A 15,392-nucleotide genomic window follows, 5' to 3' on the forward strand; every position below is an offset into this window, starting at 1 on the left:
GTGGATCCGTGCCATTAGCTGACCTCCCCTGCTTGATCGGGACCGACGAGGCGAGGGCGCTCCTCGTCGAATCCCTTCCAAAGCTCGCTCAACGCGGCTTCCTCGGTAAAGTTACCCGTCGCAGCATATCCTGCCGCAGCCGTATGCAGGCATTCCACTAACAGCGAACCAAGCAGCGCGGGTGACGTTACGACGTCGGGCGCAACCAGAACAAAGGATCGTTCCGCCGAGACCCAAAATCGAGCAACCTCGTGATACTGGTCGTCCAGTCCTGTGTGGCCGGTCAACGGTATCGAATGAGGATGTTCCGGTTGACGGTTGAACATTACGACGCCTCGCGCGGACGCACCGTGCGGAACTCGATCTTCTTATCGTAGGGGGCGCCGATGATCATGCGCTTCACATAGATGCCGGGCAGGTGAATGCTGTCGGGGTCGAGGCTGCCGACGGGGACGATTTCCTCGACCTCGGCGACGCAGATTTTGGCGGCGGTTGCCATCGGCGCGTTGAAGTTGCGCGCGGTCTTGCGGAAAATTAGGTTGCCGCTCTCGTCGGCTTTCCACCCCTTGATGATCGCGAGATCGGCAAAGATACCGCGTTCCAGGATATAATCCTGTCCGTCGAAATTCTTGACCTCCTTGCCCTCGGCCACCGCGGTACCGACCCCGGTCTTGGTATAAAAGCCGGGGATGCCTGCGCCGCCGGCGCGGCAGCGTTCGGCCAGCGTCCCCTGCGGACAGAATTCGACCTCGAGTTCGCCCGCCAGATATTGGCGTTCAAATTCCTTGTTCTCGCCGACGTAAGACGAGATCATTTTCTTGACCTGACGGGTGCGGAGCAGCTTGCCGAGCCCTTCGCCGTCGATCCCGGCATTGTTGCTGGCGATGGTCAGGTTCTTCGTTCCCGCGTCGCGGATGGCGTCGATGAGCCGTTCGGGGATGCCGCACAGGCCAAAGCCCCCGGCGCAAATCTGCATGCCGTCAAAGAGCAGGCCTTCGAGTGCGGCTGCGGCGTCGGAATAATGCTTGCTCGCCATGTCGGGCTCCCTTGTCCAATTTTCGGCGCGACTTTGGCGCATTTGATCCATCAATTCTAATTGTTCGAATTTTGGATTATACATAGGCAATGTCTATTAATCGCGTCGCCCTCTACCATCTCGAAACGCTGCTGTGGATCGACCGGCTGGGAACCTTTTCCGCCGCCGCCGAGCGGCTCAACACGACCCAGCCCGCGGTATCGGCGCGAATGCGCGAATTGGAACAACGGCTGGGGACGGCGCTATTCCGCCGCGACGGCCGCACGATGTCGCTGACCGCGGCGGGGCGCAAGCTGGTGCGCGACTGCGATCCGCTGCTTCGCGATATGCAATATGCGCTGCTGGGCAGCGGTGGTTATGGCGAGGCAAGCGGGGTGGTACGGATCGGCGCGGGCGAGATCGCGGCGGCAAGCTGCCTGCCAGGCTTTGTCGCCGGGTTGAAAGCCGACATGCCCCAAGTCGGGCTCGAGATCGAAATCGACCTGACCGCGAACCTGATCCAGCAGCTGCTCACCGGGCGCACCGACATCGCCTTTGCTGCCGGACCGATCGCGCATCCGGCACTGAAGACCAGCCCGATCGGTGATGTCCAGCTGGTGTGGCTGGCCAGCCCGGGGGTTGCCGCGGCGTTTGCGGGCGGCGATACCGGCTTGCCCGTCTGGTCGCTCGCCAGCCATTCGCCGATCCATGGCCGGATGCGCGAGGCGATCGCAGCATCGCGCATCGCGCAAAAGTCGCTGAACCTGTGCAACAACGCGCGCACGATGATCGATATCGCAAAAGCGGGCGGGGGGATCGGAATTTTTCCGCAACCGATGGTGCGCGGAGAGATCGCGACCGGCGCGCTCGCGCTGCTCGATGGCATGCCGACGCTGGCGCCGGTCGAGTTTCAGGTGGCGATGCGCGTCGCCGATACCGAACCGGTGCTGACGCAGATTTTTGCGCGCGCGGCGAAGCTCGATCTGGCCGAGGTGGGTGTTTGAACAGGGCGGCGGGTTGGGGCCGGAAGCAGCCGTTCAATCCAGTCTCCGTTCGTATCGAGCGAAGTCGAGATACGCGTGGCTTGGCGTGGGCCTTCTGCGTGTCTCGACTTCGCTCGACACGAACGGACGTAGGAAGCGATAGGGACTCCCCCAAAGCCGTCATCCAGAGCGCGCCCGCTCGGCCGATGATCAGTCCAGCGGCACTCCCAGCACCGCCGACAGATCGGCCAGCGCCTGCTCGCCGCTCGTCACCTTGATGGCGTGCATACCCAGCTGCGCCGCCGGTTTGCAGTTGATGCCGAGGTCGTCGAGGTAAATGCATTCGCCGGGTTCGACGCCCAGCTTCTCGCACATCATCTGGTAAATCCGCGGATCGGGCTTTCGCACGCCGGCCTTGCTCGATTCGATGACATGTTCAAAACGCGCCATGATCGCGGCAACCTCGCTTGCGGCTTCTTCGCTGCGCGTCATCCCGGCGCCGCGAATCCCCATCTTGCCGCCGGGGACGTTGTTCGTGATGCACGCGATGGTGAAGCCGCGATCCTTCAGCGTGTCGAGCGCGGCGACCATCGCCGGACGGACCGCACCGGCGATCACCGCCAGCACGGCTTCGCCTTCCAGCGCATGCCCCAGCGCGCGCGCCTCCTCGGCGAACAGCGTGTCGAACGCTGCCGCATCGATCTCGGCGCGTTCGAACTTCGCCCAGGCATTGCTGTCGGGATTGATGGCGTTGACCCGCCGCACAAAATCGCGCGGCAGCCCGCGTTCTTCTTCGAGGCGATTGAAGGCTTCAAACGGCGACGCGGTGATGACGCCGCCGAAGTCGAAAATAACGGTCGTGTAAGTCATGCGGGAGCGTGAGTTCCTACTTCTTTGCGGGCGTCGCGACGCGATTGCCCGACCAGCTGGCATCGTCGATCGTCAGGTCGAGCCGGTCCGGCGAACGCACCGTGTCGAGCAGGAAAACATAGGGTCCGCTCGCGGCGAGGATCGCGTCCATCGCCTTTTCGAGCGGGATGGTGACGGTCGGGATGCGGGTGTGGCTCGACTTGATCTCGACCTTGTTTGGTCCGGTCCGCGTGACGGTGATCGTGATGCCGCTTTTCGATGAGCCGCGCGCGTCGGAGATGATGTCACCCTTGTAAGTGCCAGCAACGCGGTCGGCGAGGTCGGCCTTGCGCGGTGCGGTGATCGGCTTGGTTTCGGCGTAGGCGGCGGGGGGCAGCAGCGCCGCGGCGGCGATGGTCAGGATCAGCAAGCGAAGCATCGGGCATCCTTTCAGGCAAATGGTCAGGGTTCGACGACGATCCCTGCTTTGGCATCGGCGCGACCCGAGAGCATTTCATTATAAGCCTCCAGCGCGGCTGGCCCGCCGCGTCGTTTGTCGATCGCGGCGAGCCGCGGCGCAATGTCCATGAACGCGAGCCAGGCTTCGGCGATCTTCTGCCCGAATATCGCACCGCCCCAGTCGGCGATGCGTTTCTGGCTGCGGCCGGGGGCGAAGAAACCCTGCCGTTCCGGGCCGGGCAGGCCGTCGGCATCGGCCTGGGCATCCCAATGCGATTTGCCGACGATGATCGACGCCTGAAGCTGGCTACCGAAATGGCTGTGGACGACGCGCGTGACCGCGCCGTTGCCCGCCATGTCGACCAGTGCGGCCGGGGTCGACGCATTGAGCGTCATGATCTGGTCGTAGCTGATGACGCGATCGTAAATCCCCTGCGCGGCGAGCGCCTCGACATTGGCGGCGCTGGTCAGCCCGATCGTCTCAGGTCGCGCGGCGCGCTGCTTGAGGGCAAAACCGAGCCCGATCGCGGTCTTGCTCGATGCGCTGGCGATCAGAATCTGGGCGGCGCCATAATCGCCCTCATCCTCGAACTGGTCGGCGATCAGCCAGCCGGTCAGGAACAGCGGGCGGAACACCGGCCAATAATCATGGTCGGCGGCCCGGTAATCCGCCAGCGCCTCGACCCGCTGATATTGGTTGTAGATCGGCGGCAGCGTGGTGCGGCGCGGCGTGATGTCGGTGAAGCCGCCGGGACCGGGCTTGCCGACGGTCAACACCGCATGTTCGGCCATGGGATAATAGCCGTAGAAGCGGTCGCCGACCGCAACCCCGTCGGCGGCGCTTTCGGTCACCGTGGCGAAACCCCAGACCGGCAGGCGACCGGGGCCGCCGGGCTCCGAAAAGAAATCCCAATAGCCCTGATCATTGCCGAACAGACCGGCGGGCTTGCCGAACACGGCATAGGTGATGTTGTTCGCGGTCATCGCATAGCTGTCGAGATGCACGCGCACCTGTCCTGCTGCCAGCGGTGTGGCGGGCTCGGCGGCCAATTGGGCTTGCGTGATATCGTCGCGATCGATGTCGATCGCCCAGCTTGCTCTGCTCATGTCCGGACCCCTCCGATTGTCTTGCCCGCGCACGCGGGATGATCGATAGTCATACAGATGGGAACGGCGCTGACAATCGCGGTCAAACGCATTCATGCACCGGTCGGTCCCGGCGACGGTGCGCGCTTTCTGGTCGACCGGCTGTGGCCCCGCGGAGTGTCAAAGGAAAAGGCCGCGCTCGCCGCTTGGCTCAAGCCGTTGTCGCCGAGCGATAGCCTGCGCAAAAGATACCACGGAGACACCGCGGACTCGGACGAAGCGTGGGATGCATTCCGGCGCGCCTATTTCGCCGAACTCGATGCCGGAATCGAGGAGGCGCGGGCGGCGCTGTTCGTGCTCGATGCCGCGGCCGCGGCGGGATCCGTTACCTTGCTGTACGCCGCGAAAAGTGTGGAGCGAAACAATGCCGTCGCACTGCGTGATTGGTTGCGCCAGCGCTAGCCGACCGTCGTCCCGAACAGCGATCCGATTGCTATCGTCACGCCCATCGCGACGGCGCCCCAGAAGCCGACGCGCAGGACGGCGCGGGCAATCGGCGCCTTCCCCGCCCAGGCGCCGAGGGCGCCGAGGATGGCAAGGAACAGCAGCGATGCCGCCGAAACCACCCACGGCAGCGACGGGCCGGAGTCCAGCAGCACGATCGCGAGCGGAAGCGCGGCACCGACGGTGAAGCTCGCCGCCGACGCGGCTGCCGCCTGAATCGGACGCGCCGCCAGTTCGCTGGTCAGGCCCAGCTCGTCGCGCAAATGGCTGTCGAGGGCGTTATGCGCGGTTAGCTGGGCCGCAACCTGTTCGGCGAGCGGGCGGTCGAGTCCGCGCTGCTGATAGATTTGCGTCAGTTCCTCAAGCTCCAGTTCGGGAACGGTGGCGAGCTCACGCTTTTCCTTGGCGATATCGGCCTTTTCGGCGTCGCCCTGCGAACTGACCGAGACATATTCGCCCGCCGCCATCGACATCGCCCCGGCGACGAGCCCCGCGGTACCGGTGATCAGGATCGACGACGATGAAGCCCCCGCCGCTGCGACGCCCGCGATCAGGCTGGCGGTCGACACGATCCCGTCGTTGGCGCCCAGGATCGCGGCGCGCAGCCAGCCGATGCGACTTGCGGCATGGGTTTCGCGGTGCATGGGGCGTGCTCCTACCAGAAACGGATGACGCCAAGCTGGTCGAACAGCTTTTCGTTCGAAACCAGTGCATATTGCTCAATCTGCGATTGGGCGATCAAAATGCGGTCAAACGGGTCGCGATGGTCGAACGGCAGCAAGCCCGCCAGACTGGCATGTGCAACCGAAATGGGGAGTTGGTCAAAACCAAAACCCGCGATGACGGTTTCAAAGCGTTTGGCGAGCTCGTCGGCGCCTTCCAGCTTGCCGATCCGGAATTTGATCGCGACCTCGATCGCGGAAACGGCACTGATCCAGATATGATTGTCGGGGTCTTCGATGGCGGACCTCACCGCGCTGGGCAATTTCTCCGGTTCATTGGCAGCCCAGATCAGTGCGTGCGTATCGAGGAGCAGGTTCATTGCGCCTTAGGACTGTCTTCGCCGTTCCACAGCGCCAAATCTTCTTCGGGCAAAGGATCCCAAAAGCCGGCGTCGAGATCGATCTTGCCTTTCAATGTGCCCAAGACGCGCTTGGTCTTTGGTGGCGCATTCACCGGCATCAGCTTCACCACCGGTTCCTTGCCACGCGCGATCGTTACCTCTTCGCCCGCGAGGACGCGGGCGATCAGGCGCGACAGATTGGTCTTGGCCTCATGGATGGTGACGATCGTCATGTCGGCTGGATTAGCTAATCAACTTAGCTAAGTCAATATTGCAGTTGCAGCCCCGGTCTGGCCCAGCGCGTCTTTACCAGCCGCCCGGTGCCCGACAGGGTGATATAGGCATCCTGTCGATCGGGCCCGCCGAACGCGATGTTGGTGGTGAAAATATCGTCGGTCGCGACAAATTCGACGAGCTGTCCGTCGGGACCGACGACCGAAATCCCGCATTCGCCGATCGTCGCAACGGCGATATTGCCGCTGGCTTCCATCGCGAGGCTGTCGAAGAATTTATACCCCGCGGGGCGGTAGAGCGGGATGCCTGGGCCGCCGGGGCCCGCCGCATCATCGACCTTGCCCGGCGCGACGATGTTGAACTGGGTCAGGCGGCACGTATAGGTTTCGGCGGCGTAGAGTTTGCTGCCGTCGGGCGAAAGGCCGATGCCGTTCGGGTTGTAGCTCGGGAAAATCACTTCCTCGATGAAGCTGCCATCGGCCTTGGCATAGAAAATGCCGACGATGTCGTGACAGCGCTTCGCATAATCGACCTTGCCATGGTCGGTGAACCAGAAACCGCCGTGCGCGTCGAACATCAGGTCGTTCGGGCCGCGCAGCGTCACGCCGTGATCGCCGGTCTGGTACAGCATTTCGACTTCGCCGGTCTCTATGTCGATCCGTTCGATGCGCCCGCCCGAATAATCGTCGGCGATGCCGTGCGGCGCCAGATAGCCGTTCGATTCAACATAGTTGAAGCCGCCGTTGTTGCAGCAATAGAGCTTGCCGTCGGGACCGATTGCGAGGCCGTTGGGGCCGCCGCCGGGGGTCGCGATGACCTGCTTCCTGCCGCCCGGCCAGCAGCGGGTGATGCGGCCCTCCGCAATCTCGGTGACGATGACGCTGCCGTCGTCCATCACCACCGGCGCTTCCGGAAAGCGCAATCCGTCGGCGATCAGTTCGAACTCGGCCATCCTTGTCTCCCTTGCTCTTGTTTGCGTCCTATGCTTTGCGGCCATCATGCCCGTTCGCACGCTCTTCGCCACAAATTTTTACGAGGCCGATATCGGTACTCCCGACCTGCTCGACGCGCTGGAGGAGAGTTGCCGCCTGTTCGCCGAGGAGGACGGCGCGGGGCGCGCGTGGAGCCGCGAGCATGGCTATAAGGGATACACCAGCTATGCGAGCCTTGGCGACCTGCCCGAGCGCGATCCCGCTTTTTACGACCTCAAGAAGCTGCTCGACAAAGAGGTCAAGGCCTTCGCCAACGCCTGTCACTTCGATCTCGCCAAGCCGTTGAAGCTCGACAGCCTGTGGGTCAACATATTGAAACCGGGCGGCACGCACAGCGGCCATATCCATCCGCACAGCATCGTGTCGGGGACGTTCTATGTTGTGGTGCCGCCGGGGTCGGGGGCGCTGAAGCTGGAAGACCCGCGTCTGGCGATGCTGATGGCGGCACCGGGGCGGACCGATGACGCGCCCGAGCATCTGGTGCCATTTGTCTATGCGCAGCCGACGGCGGGGCGGGTGTTCCTGTGGGAAAGCTGGCTGCGCCACGAAGTCATGCCGCATTCGGGTAAGGGTGAGCGGATCAGCATCAGCTTTAACTATCGCTGAGCCGGTCCTATATGGGCGCGACCTGTTAGACCAAGCCCCTCCTCCCGTTCGCGTCGAGCGAAGTCGAGACGCCTCTCGGCCTTGCGCACCATCGATGGGTGTCTCGACTTCGCTCGACACGAACGGATTTCGGGGGCGTATCGAAAGTGCCTTCCATGACCGCCACCTACGACGCCGACCTCCAGCTCTTCATCAACGGCGCCTGGCGGAGCGGTGAGGGGCGCGATGCGCGGCCGGTGTATAATCCTGCGACCGCGGCGGCGATCGCCGATCTGCCCGTGGCGACCGCCGCCGATCTCGACGAGGCGCTCGCGGCAGCGGCGCGCGGCTGGCCGGTGTGGCGCGCCAAGACCCCCGACGAGCGCGCGGCGCTGATGCGCAAGGCGGCGGGGCTGATCCGCGAGCGCGCCGACCATATCGCGACGCTGCTGACGCTCGAACAGGGCAAGCCGATCGCCGAGGCGCGCGGCGAAGTGTTGTCGGCGTCGTCGCTGCTCGAATATTTTGCCGAGGAAGGGAAGCGCATCGAGGGCCGGGTGGTACAGCGCCCTGCGGGGCAGCGCGCGATGGTGCTGCGGCAGCCGGTGGGTCAGGTCGCGGCGTTCAGTCCGTGGAATTTTCCCGTCAATCTGATGGTCAAGAAAATTGCCCCCGCGCTCGCCGCGGGCTGCGTGGTGATCGCGAAGGCGCCCGAGGAAACCCCCGGCTGCACCAGCGCGATCATGCGCTGCCTCGCCGACGCGGGCATCCCCGGCGACGTTGTCCAGCTCGTTTACGGCAACCCCGACATGATCAGCCGTCACCTGTTGGGTAGCGAGGTGATCCGCAAGGTCAGCTTCACCGGCTCGACCGCGGTGGGCAAACATCTGATGAAGCTCGCCGCCGATCGGGTGCAGCGGATCACGATGGAATTGGGCGGCCATGCCCCGGTGCTGATCTTTGACGATTGCGACCTTGAAGCCACGCTCGACCGCGTGGTGATGCAGAAGTTCCGTAACGCGGGGCAGGTCTGTGTCTCGCCGACGCGCTTCTATGTGCAGGAGGGGATTTACGACGCCTTCGTCACGGGGTTTGCCGAGCGTACCAAGAAGGTGAAGATCGGCAGCGGGCTCGACGCCGATACCCAGATGGGACCGCTCGCCAACGCGCGCCGCATTCCTGCGTTGGAAGCACTCGTCGCTGATGCGACGGCCAAGGGCGCGCGCGTGATCGCCGGCGGCGCGGCGACTGGTGACGGCTATTTCTTCCAGCCGACCGCGCTTGCCGACGTGCCGCTCGATGCCGATGCGATGAACAACGAGCCCTTTGGCCCGATGGCGCTGATCCGTCCGTTCGCGACCGAGGATGAGGCGTTGGAGCAGGCGAACCGGCTGCCTTATGGCCTCGCCGCCTTTGCGTTCACCGAGAACGGCCGCCGCATCAACCGGATCGCCGATGGTATCGAGAGCGGGATGGTCGGGATCAACAGCTTCGTGATTTCGGCAAACGACATGCCGTTCGGCGGGATCAAGGAATCGGGCTTTGGCAGTGAAAGTGGGCCGGAGGGGCTGGACGGGTATCTGGTGACCAAGGCGGTGCATATTTATTGAAAGACGGTCGCCCCCGCGAAGGCGGGGGCCGCCAGCGGCTTTCTCCGTCGTTACTGCTTAAACCGACAGCGGCCTCGCCTGCGCGGGGCGACGGTTTTAATCCCGCTCCAACGCCACGAAATCCCTGCCCATCGGCGCCAGATGCGCGCCGCCGTCGACGAAGATCGTTTGCCCGGTCACGGCTTCCGCACGCGCGAGATACACCACCGCATCGGCGATCTGCGCCGGGGTTGGCAAGGCACCCAGCGGCATCCGCCCGGCGAGCCGCTCTATCTGCGCCGCCGAATAATCGTCGGTCGCCAGCGTCAGCCCCGGCGCAACCGCATTGACGCGTGCGCGGCCACCGAAAGCGACGGCTAGCGTCGCGGTCGCCTGCCACAGCGCCGATTTCGAAAGGCTATAGGCGATCTGATCGGGTACCGGCTGCGCGACGCGCTGGTCGATAATATTGACGATCGCGGGGCGCAGGCCTTCGCTCGCGGCGACGAGCGCTTTGGCGAGCATCACCGGCGCATGATGATTGACCTGCATCATCTCTGCGAGCGCCGCCGCGGACAGATCGGCCCATTCACCCTCGGCGAACAGCGCGGCATTGTTAACCAGCAGATCGGGCGCGCGGCCGAATTTGTCGGTCACCGCGGGGATCAAGGCATCGACCGCGGCAGGATCGGCCAGGTCGGCGGCGAAACGGTGGCTAATCGCGCCGGTCTCGGCGAGCGCGTCAGCGAGCACCGGATCGGCGTCGCCCGGGCTGCGCTTGTGGATCGCCAGCGCATAGCCCTCGCGCGCCAGCCGCGCCGAAATCGCGGCGCCGACGCGGTGGAGCCCGCCCGTCACGAGAGCGAGCTTCTGCGTCATTTGCGCGCGCGCCGCATCGTGATGCCGATTTCTTCGCCTTCCTCGGCGATCGCCAGCTTGACGATCTTCACCTCGACCTCCTCGACCTTGTCGTCCTGCAGGAACAAAGTGTCGATGATATGGTCGGCGACGCTTTCGATCAGCACGAAATGGACATCCTTGGGAATGCCCTCGGTCGCGGCGAATTTCAGGTGCATGTAGTTTTTCGACGCGCTGAGCGGCGTGGTCGGGTCATAATGATCGGCCATCGCCAGCCGCGCGCGCACCCCGATGCGAAGCGGCTGCGGCAGGTGGGTTTCCTCGGAATAGATGCCGGTCAGCACCTGGGCGATCAGCCCGTCCACCTCCAGCCACAATGTATCGGTCACAAGAAATCCTGTCCCTGCCGCGACGACATTCGACTTTGCAATGTCGGCCCCGGACCCTAAAGCGCCGCCGCATTAGCGAAAGGGCGCGCGTTGGTCGAGTTACTTCCATTGTCGGAGATTGCACCGCAAGCGGTCGAGGCTTTGCTCGATGCGGCTTTCGGGAGCGACCGCTTTGGCCGAACCGCCTATCGCATCCGCAGCGGCGCCGAGGCCGTTCCGGCGCTGAGCTTTGCGCTGGTCGAGGCGGGCGCGCTGATCGGCACGATCCAGTGCTGGCCGGTGGCGCATCGCTCGCCCGATGGTGTGGTCACGCCGCTGGTGATGGTCGGCCCGGTCGCGGTGCGCCCCGACCTCCAGCGCGGTGGGCATGGGCGGGTTCTGATGGCGCATATGCTCGCCGCGGCGGAGACGGAGGCCGACGGCGCGCTGATGATGATCGGCGATCCTGAATATTACGGGCGCTTCTTTGGCTTTGATGCTGATGCAACGGCGGCGTGGGATCTGCCAGGACCATTTGAGCAGCGACGCCTGTTGGCGCGCGCGGTGAACGGGCATGGCTTGCCGACTGCGGCAGGGATGATCGGGCCGCGGTAAAGCCAGTGCCCCTGCCTTCGCAGGGGCGCAGCTCGGTCGATCGACCCACGCGGCGACTTGCACGATCCGTTAGCCCCCCTATGTCGGTCCCATGGTCACCCCCGCGCCTTCGCTGCCCAAGGACTTCGCGCAGATCTCGCTCGCCGAAGCCGCCGAACTGCTCGCGGCGCGCAAATTGCCGCCGGTCGAGCAATGGCACCCCGAGCGCGAGGGCGACAGTTTCATGGAAATCCGCGCCGACGGCAGCTGGTTTCACGAAGGCGGACGAATCAACCGCCCCGCGATGGTGAAGCTGTTCTCGACGATCCTGCGCCGCGAAGCCGATGGCAGCCATGTCCTTGTCACCCCCGCCGAGAAGCTGAGCATCGCGGTCGAGGACACGCCATTCCGTGCGGTCGAGATGAAAAGCGAGGGAGAGGGTAAGGCCCGCAAGCTCGTCTTCCGCCTCGATACCGACGATCTGGTGATGGCCGGGCCCGATCACCCGCTCAGCTTTGGCAACGACCCCGACAGCCCCGACCCACGGCTGCATGTCCGGGGCGCGTTGGGCAACGCGCTCGAGGCGCGGATCGATCGCGCGCTCTATTATGAGATCGTCGAAATGGCGCTCGCCGACAACAGCGATCCCCCGACGCTCTGGTCGAATGGCGCGCCATTTCCGCTGGTCGACTGCTGATGCTGTCGGCGAAGCTGCGCGCGGCGCTCGACAATCTGCTGCCCGATGCGGGGGAGGATGAGGCGTATCTGGGGACGCCGACGCTGCGCGATGCCGCCGTTCTGATCGCCTTTACCGATCGCCCCGACCCCGGCGTCATCTTGACCCAGCGCCCGCAGTGGCTGCGCAGCCATGCGGGGCAGGTCGCCTTCCCGGGTGGCAAGATCGATCCCGACGATCGCGACGCGATCGATGCCGCGCTGCGCGAGGCCGAGGAAGAGATCGGCCTCAGCCCGCGCGACGTGATGGTCGCCGGAGTGACCGAGCCCTATCGGTCGGGCAGCGGCTATATCATCACCCCGGTACTCGGCGTCATTCCGCCCGACCTGCCGCTCGATCCCAATCCCGACGAGGTCGAGGATTGGTTCGAAGTCCCGCTCGACATTTTGTTCGATCCCGCCAATTACCAGCGCCAGCAAGCGCATTGGCAGGGTCAGGATCGACATTATTATGACATGGACTGGCAGGGTCGGCGGATTTGGGGCGTGACCGCGGGGATCATCATCAATCTGGCGCGGCGGATGCCGACGGACTGGCACCGGTGAGCGTGCTTCCCGAGGCCGATTGGCGCGGGCGACCGGGGTTGCGCCGGATCGTTGCGGCGCTGACCGACGCTGGCGGATCGGTCCGGATCGTCGGCGGCGCGGTGCGCGACACGCTGCTGGGGCTGCCGGTCACCGATGTCGACCTCGCGACCCCGCTCGTCCCAGAGGAGGTGACGCGGCGGCTGGAGGCGGCCGACATCAAGGTGATCCCGACGGGTATCGCGCATGGCACCGTGACCGCGATCGCCAGCGGCGACCATCACGAAATCACCACGCTGCGCCGCGACGTCGAAACCGACGGGCGCCGCGCAACGGTCGCCTTCGCCGAGGATTGGCGCGACGATGCGGCGCGGCGCGATTTCACGATCAACGCGCTTTATGCCGATCCCGATACCGGGGCGGTCGATGACTATTTCGGCGGGGTCGACGATCTTCGCGCTGGCTGCGTGCGGTTCATCGGCGATGCGGCGACGCGGATTGCCGAAGATCATCTGCGCATCCTGCGCTTCTATCGCTTTGCGGCGCGTTTCGGGCGGGGCGAACTGGATGCGGACAGCCATGCCGCGGTCATCGAAGCACGCCAGTCGCTCAAGAGCCTGTCGCGCGAGCGCATCGCCGACGAACTGACCAAGATATTGGCGCTGCCCGACCCGCGCGCCATTGTCGGGCAGATGGCGGCCGACGGCATTTTTGCGGTGATGCTGCCCGAACTCGATCGCGATTTCGCGGCCACGCTTGACCGGTTGATCGCCAATGAAGTGGAGGCGGGCGTACCCGTCGCGGCGCATCGTCGGCTTGCGGCGCTGTTGTCCGCCGACCCGGGCGCCGCCGAACAGGTCGCGAGCCGCCTGCGGCTGTCGACGCGGCAACGCAAATATCTGGCCGCGATTGCGGGACATCGCGGCGATACCGCGCGTCCGGTGCGCCAGCTCGCGTACCGCATCGGTATCGAGGCCGCCCGCGATGTCCATCTGATTGCTGGAGACGCTGCGCGCGCGCGCGATCTGGCAGGCTGGGAAGTACCGGTGCTGCCGATCCGGGGCGGCGACATCGTCGCGCGCGGGATCGCGGCCGGGCCAGAAGTGGCGCGAATCCTGAAGGCGGTCGAGGCAGCGTGGGTGGCGGAGGATTTTCCGGGTTCGGCCAGAATCGCCGAGCTCGTCGCCGAGCTTGTCGATCAGAAGATCGCGCGAACCAGCGACTGACGCCAATAGGCTAGCGCTTCGCCGCCGTGCATCGGGCGCGCAAAGAGATAGCCTTGGCCGAAATCGCACCCCAGTGCCGACAGCAGCCGTGCCTGGTCGGCGGTTTCGACGCCTTCAGCGGTTGTCTTCATCCCCAGCACTTCGGCGAGGCTCTGGATCGTGCGGACGATCGCCACCTTGTCGCGGTCGTCGACCATATGTTCGACGAAGCTGCGGTCGATCTTGAGCACGTCGAGTGGCAGCCGCTGGAGGTAGGCGAGGTTCGAATAGCCGGTGCCGAAATCGTCCATCGCGACGCGGGCGTCGAGCGACTTCAGTTCGCTGAGCACCGACAGCGCCAGATCGGGATCGCCGATGATCGCGCTTTCGGTGAGCTCGATCATCAGCCGTTCGCCGCCGATCTTGTGCGTGTCGAGCGCCTGGCGCACGACTGCGGCAACATCGTCGCGCAGCAGCTGGATCGCCGAGACGTTGACCGAGAAATAGCAGTCGACGACCTTGCCGCCATTCTGCTGGTCCCAGTCCGCCAGTACGGCCGCCGCCTTGCCGATCGCCCATTGTCCGAGCGGGACGATCAGGCCCGAATCTTCGGCAATGGGGATGAATTCGCTGGGCGAGATCGAATGGCCGTCCTGCTTGTCCCAACGGGCGAGCGCCTCGAACCCGGCGACCTTCCCGGTTGCAAGCTCGATCAGCGGTTGAAAGGCGAGGTGCAGCCGATCTTCCTCGATCGCATTGCGCAGTTCGGTTTCCAGCCCGAACCGATTGTCCGACAGCATCGCCGATTCGGGTTCGTAGATTTCGATGCGATCGGTCTGCTTGGCGCGTTTCAGCGCGATCTGGGCGTGGCGGATCTGGTCGGCGACGTCGGTTTCGCTTGTCGGCTGGATCGCGCAGCCAAGCGCGCAGTCGACGCTGACCTTGAGTTCGCCGATCCGAAACGGGTGGTCGAAACAGCCGCGGATCCGACGCGCCATTTCGCGCACATCGGCGCGGCCACCCGCGACGCGGGTCGAAATGGCAAATTCGTCGCCGCCGGTGCGCGCCAATATGTCGCCGCTGCGCAGCGACGATTTCAGTCGCCGCGCGACGGTGATGATCAGCTCGTCGCCCGCCATCGGGCCGATATGTTCGTTGATGCGGCTGAAACGGGCGAGATCGAGCAGCAGGATCGCATGATCGGCGCCGACACCGTCGGTCACGCCGCGCTGTTCGACCATTTCTTCGAACCCGGCGCGATTGGGCAGGCCGGTCAGGCTGTCCGACACCAGTTCGCGGCGCAAATTGCGCTCGGTCATCATTTCCTGCGTGCGGTCGATCAGCGTCAGCAGGAACAGGCTTTCGTCGCCCGATTCGGTGGGCAGCGGCCCGATCGAACCGCGCAGGTCGCGCGCCGCGACGCCTTCGCCGAGCTGGCACGAAAATTCCTGGGTATCGTCGGGGTTCTGCGCCGCGCGTTCGATCGCACGCAGCAAGGCGATCGGGGCGTCGGCGCCCGCAGGCGACAGGCGCAGGCGGTCGAATGCAACATTGCTGGCGTGCAGGCGAAAATTGCCGCGCGCCAGCGGGCGGATCAACGCTGCTGGCACGGGAAGGGCGTCGATCCAGCCGACGAACAGCAAGGGCCGGTCTTCGCCGGTTCTATCGATAGGCATAACAGCGGGTTTTGTGCGACCTTTCCCCATTGGCCATGACCTAGAGGAGGGAGAGTAAAGAAGCGATTTACG

The 15,392-nt window shown here is 64.8% G+C and carries 20 protein-coding genes; 8 read left to right on the plus strand and 12 right to left on the minus strand.

Annotated features, from left to right (window positions below; translation table 11 throughout):
* Positions 1 to 14: 14 nt before the first annotated feature.
* On the minus strand, positions 15 to 326 hold the full coding sequence (locus tag SPYCW_RS01750; protein ID WP_120215317.1) for a hypothetical protein: 312 nt from the start codon (positions 324 to 326) through the stop codon (positions 15 to 17).
* A complete protein-coding gene (locus SPYCW_RS01755) occupies positions 326 to 1,036 on the minus strand; it encodes a CoA transferase subunit A (protein ID WP_120218040.1) in 711 nt (236 codons plus the stop codon). The genes SPYCW_RS01750 and SPYCW_RS01755 overlap by 1 nt, the downstream gene beginning before the upstream one ends.
* A gap of 89 nt (positions 1,037 to 1,125) precedes the next feature.
* Between SPYCW_RS01755 and SPYCW_RS01760 the strand changes: the two genes are divergently transcribed.
* Positions 1,126 to 2,019, plus strand: coding sequence for a LysR family transcriptional regulator (locus tag SPYCW_RS01760; protein ID WP_120215318.1), 894 nt, complete (start codon positions 1,126 to 1,128; stop codon positions 2,017 to 2,019).
* A gap of 189 nt (positions 2,020 to 2,208) precedes the next feature.
* On the opposite strand, the gene SPYCW_RS01765 is transcribed toward SPYCW_RS01760, so the two are convergent.
* The 3 genes from SPYCW_RS01765 to SPYCW_RS01775 are packed head-to-tail and all read right to left on the minus strand — an operon-like array spanning position 2,209 to position 4,413.
* Positions 2,209 to 2,868, minus strand: a complete 660-nt coding sequence (locus tag SPYCW_RS01765; protein WP_120215319.1) for an HAD-IA family hydrolase — start codon at positions 2,866 to 2,868, stop codon at positions 2,209 to 2,211.
* A 16-nt stretch (positions 2,869 to 2,884) separates the two neighbouring features.
* On the minus strand, positions 2,885 to 3,286 hold the full coding sequence (locus SPYCW_RS01770) for a hypothetical protein (protein ID WP_120215320.1): 402 nt from the start codon (positions 3,284 to 3,286) through the stop codon (positions 2,885 to 2,887).
* A gap of 23 nt (positions 3,287 to 3,309) precedes the next feature.
* The gene (locus SPYCW_RS01775; RefSeq protein ID WP_120215321.1) at positions 3,310 to 4,413 is read right to left on the minus strand and encodes a DUF2855 family protein; all 1,104 of its coding nucleotides are present in this window, start codon (positions 4,411 to 4,413) and stop codon (positions 3,310 to 3,312) included.
* A 57-nt stretch (positions 4,414 to 4,470) separates the two neighbouring features.
* Between SPYCW_RS01775 and SPYCW_RS01780 the strand changes: the two genes are divergently transcribed.
* Positions 4,471 to 4,854 (plus strand): DUF488 domain-containing protein, encoded by a 384-nt coding sequence (locus SPYCW_RS01780; RefSeq protein WP_120215322.1) that lies wholly within the window; start codon positions 4,471 to 4,473, stop codon positions 4,852 to 4,854.
* Here SPYCW_RS01780 and SPYCW_RS01785 read toward each other — a convergent pair.
* Genes SPYCW_RS01785 through SPYCW_RS01800 form a run of 4 tightly spaced genes read right to left on the minus strand, consistent with a single transcriptional unit; the run spans position 4,851 to position 7,145 of the window.
* Entirely contained in the window at positions 4,851 to 5,540 is a 690-nt protein-coding gene (locus SPYCW_RS01785) for a VIT1/CCC1 transporter family protein (RefSeq protein ID WP_120215323.1), read from the minus strand. The two genes, SPYCW_RS01780 and SPYCW_RS01785, sit on opposite strands and share 4 nt — an antisense overlap.
* Positions 5,541 to 5,551: 11 nt before the next feature.
* Positions 5,552 to 5,938, minus strand: coding sequence for a type II toxin-antitoxin system VapC family toxin (locus SPYCW_RS01790; RefSeq protein WP_120215324.1), 387 nt, complete (start codon positions 5,936 to 5,938; stop codon positions 5,552 to 5,554).
* A complete protein-coding gene (locus SPYCW_RS01795) occupies positions 5,935 to 6,192 on the minus strand; it encodes a type II toxin-antitoxin system Phd/YefM family antitoxin (RefSeq protein WP_120215325.1) in 258 nt (85 codons plus the stop codon). The genes SPYCW_RS01790 and SPYCW_RS01795 overlap by 4 nt, the downstream gene beginning before the upstream one ends.
* Before the next feature lie 32 nt (positions 6,193 to 6,224).
* The gene (locus SPYCW_RS01800; RefSeq protein ID WP_120215326.1) at positions 6,225 to 7,145 is read right to left on the minus strand and encodes an SMP-30/gluconolactonase/LRE family protein; all 921 of its coding nucleotides are present in this window, start codon (positions 7,143 to 7,145) and stop codon (positions 6,225 to 6,227) included.
* Positions 7,146 to 7,191: 46 nt separating this feature from the next.
* On the opposite strand from SPYCW_RS01800, the gene SPYCW_RS01805 reads away from it, so the two are divergent.
* Both SPYCW_RS01805 and SPYCW_RS01810 read left to right on the plus strand, forming a co-directional pair.
* A complete protein-coding gene (locus tag SPYCW_RS01805) occupies positions 7,192 to 7,791 on the plus strand; it encodes a TIGR02466 family protein (RefSeq protein WP_120215327.1) in 600 nt (199 codons plus the stop codon).
* A gap of 155 nt (positions 7,792 to 7,946) precedes the next feature.
* Positions 7,947 to 9,380: an NAD-dependent succinate-semialdehyde dehydrogenase gene (locus tag SPYCW_RS01810; RefSeq protein WP_120215328.1), complete on the plus strand. Its 1,434-nt coding sequence runs from the start codon at positions 7,947 to 7,949 to the stop codon at positions 9,378 to 9,380.
* Positions 9,381 to 9,476: 96 nt separating this feature from the next.
* On the opposite strand, the gene SPYCW_RS01815 is transcribed toward SPYCW_RS01810, so the two are convergent.
* Positions 9,477 to 10,238 (minus strand): SDR family oxidoreductase, encoded by a 762-nt coding sequence (locus SPYCW_RS01815; protein WP_120215329.1) that lies wholly within the window; start codon positions 10,236 to 10,238, stop codon positions 9,477 to 9,479.
* Positions 10,235 to 10,606, minus strand: a complete 372-nt coding sequence (locus SPYCW_RS01820; RefSeq protein WP_172595400.1) for a dihydroneopterin aldolase — start codon at positions 10,604 to 10,606, stop codon at positions 10,235 to 10,237. Before SPYCW_RS01820 ends, SPYCW_RS01815 begins: the two co-directional genes overlap by 4 nt.
* Positions 10,607 to 10,696: 90 nt before the next feature.
* Between SPYCW_RS01820 and SPYCW_RS01825 the strand changes: the two genes are divergently transcribed.
* The 4 genes from SPYCW_RS01825 to SPYCW_RS01840 all read left to right on the plus strand — a co-directional run bounded on the left by SPYCW_RS01825 (position 10,697) and on the right by SPYCW_RS01840 (position 13,665).
* A complete protein-coding gene (locus SPYCW_RS01825; RefSeq protein ID WP_120215331.1) occupies positions 10,697 to 11,200 on the plus strand; it encodes a GNAT family N-acetyltransferase in 504 nt (167 codons plus the stop codon).
* A 91-nt stretch (positions 11,201 to 11,291) separates the two neighbouring features.
* Positions 11,292 to 11,876 carry a DUF1285 domain-containing protein gene (locus SPYCW_RS01830; protein ID WP_120215332.1) on the plus strand — a complete coding sequence of 195 codons (585 nt, stop codon included), beginning with the start codon at positions 11,292 to 11,294 and terminating at the stop codon, positions 11,874 to 11,876.
* Positions 11,876 to 12,460, plus strand: coding sequence for a CoA pyrophosphatase (locus SPYCW_RS01835; protein WP_120215333.1), 585 nt, complete (start codon positions 11,876 to 11,878; stop codon positions 12,458 to 12,460). Before SPYCW_RS01830 ends, SPYCW_RS01835 begins: the two co-directional genes overlap by 1 nt.
* On the plus strand, positions 12,457 to 13,665 hold the full coding sequence (locus tag SPYCW_RS01840) for a CCA tRNA nucleotidyltransferase (protein WP_120215334.1): 1,209 nt from the start codon (positions 12,457 to 12,459) through the stop codon (positions 13,663 to 13,665). Before SPYCW_RS01835 ends, SPYCW_RS01840 begins: the two co-directional genes overlap by 4 nt.
* On the opposite strand, the gene SPYCW_RS01845 is transcribed toward SPYCW_RS01840, so the two are convergent.
* Positions 13,638 to 15,320 carry a putative bifunctional diguanylate cyclase/phosphodiesterase gene (locus SPYCW_RS01845; RefSeq protein ID WP_232014790.1) on the minus strand — a complete coding sequence of 561 codons (1,683 nt, stop codon included), beginning with the start codon at positions 15,318 to 15,320 and terminating at the stop codon, positions 13,638 to 13,640. The two genes, SPYCW_RS01840 and SPYCW_RS01845, sit on opposite strands and share 28 nt — an antisense overlap.
* Positions 15,321 to 15,392: the final 72 nt, after the last annotated feature.

The sequence above is a fragment of the Sphingopyxis sp. EG6 genome (assembly GCF_003609815.1).
Lineage (GTDB): Bacteria > Pseudomonadota > Alphaproteobacteria > Sphingomonadales > Sphingomonadaceae > Sphingopyxis.

What these genes read in the sequence shown, in the direction of transcription:
- SPYCW_RS01750 (WP_120215317.1), bottom strand. Translation starts at nt 326, where the DNA reads ATGTTCAACCGTCAACCGGAACATCCTCATTCGATACCGTTGACCGGC.
- SPYCW_RS01780 (WP_120215322.1), top strand. Translation starts at nt 4,471, where the DNA reads ATGGGAACGGCGCTGACAATCGCGGTCAAACGCATTCATGCACCGGTC.
- SPYCW_RS01805 (WP_120215327.1), top strand. Translation starts at nt 7,192, where the DNA reads ATGCCCGTTCGCACGCTCTTCGCCACAAATTTTTACGAGGCCGATATC.
- SPYCW_RS01785 (WP_120215323.1), bottom strand. Translation starts at nt 5,540, where the DNA reads ATGCACCGCGAAACCCATGCCGCAAGTCGCATCGGCTGGCTGCGCGCC.
- SPYCW_RS01810 (WP_120215328.1), top strand. Translation starts at nt 7,947, where the DNA reads ATGACCGCCACCTACGACGCCGACCTCCAGCTCTTCATCAACGGCGCC.
- SPYCW_RS01815 (WP_120215329.1), bottom strand. Translation starts at nt 10,238, where the DNA reads ATGACGCAGAAGCTCGCTCTCGTGACGGGCGGGCTCCACCGCGTCGGC.
- SPYCW_RS01770 (WP_120215320.1), bottom strand. Translation starts at nt 3,286, where the DNA reads ATGCTTCGCTTGCTGATCCTGACCATCGCCGCCGCGGCGCTGCTGCCC.
- SPYCW_RS01760 (WP_120215318.1), top strand. Translation starts at nt 1,126, where the DNA reads ATGTCTATTAATCGCGTCGCCCTCTACCATCTCGAAACGCTGCTGTGG.
- SPYCW_RS01795 (WP_120215325.1), bottom strand. Translation starts at nt 6,192, where the DNA reads ATGACGATCGTCACCATCCATGAGGCCAAGACCAATCTGTCGCGCCTG.
- SPYCW_RS01790 (WP_120215324.1), bottom strand. Translation starts at nt 5,938, where the DNA reads ATGAACCTGCTCCTCGATACGCACGCACTGATCTGGGCTGCCAATGAA.
- SPYCW_RS01755 (WP_120218040.1), bottom strand. Translation starts at nt 1,036, where the DNA reads ATGGCGAGCAAGCATTATTCCGACGCCGCAGCCGCACTCGAAGGCCTG.
- SPYCW_RS01775 (WP_120215321.1), bottom strand. Translation starts at nt 4,413, where the DNA reads ATGAGCAGAGCAAGCTGGGCGATCGACATCGATCGCGACGATATCACG.
- SPYCW_RS01830 (WP_120215332.1), top strand. Translation starts at nt 11,292, where the DNA reads ATGGTCACCCCCGCGCCTTCGCTGCCCAAGGACTTCGCGCAGATCTCG.
- SPYCW_RS01835 (WP_120215333.1), top strand. Translation starts at nt 11,876, where the DNA reads ATGCTGTCGGCGAAGCTGCGCGCGGCGCTCGACAATCTGCTGCCCGAT.
- SPYCW_RS01800 (WP_120215326.1), bottom strand. Translation starts at nt 7,145, where the DNA reads ATGGCCGAGTTCGAACTGATCGCCGACGGATTGCGCTTTCCGGAAGCG.
- SPYCW_RS01765 (WP_120215319.1), bottom strand. Translation starts at nt 2,868, where the DNA reads ATGACTTACACGACCGTTATTTTCGACTTCGGCGGCGTCATCACCGCG.
- SPYCW_RS01845 (WP_232014790.1), bottom strand. Translation starts at nt 15,320, where the DNA reads ATGCCTATCGATAGAACCGGCGAAGACCGGCCCTTGCTGTTCGTCGGC.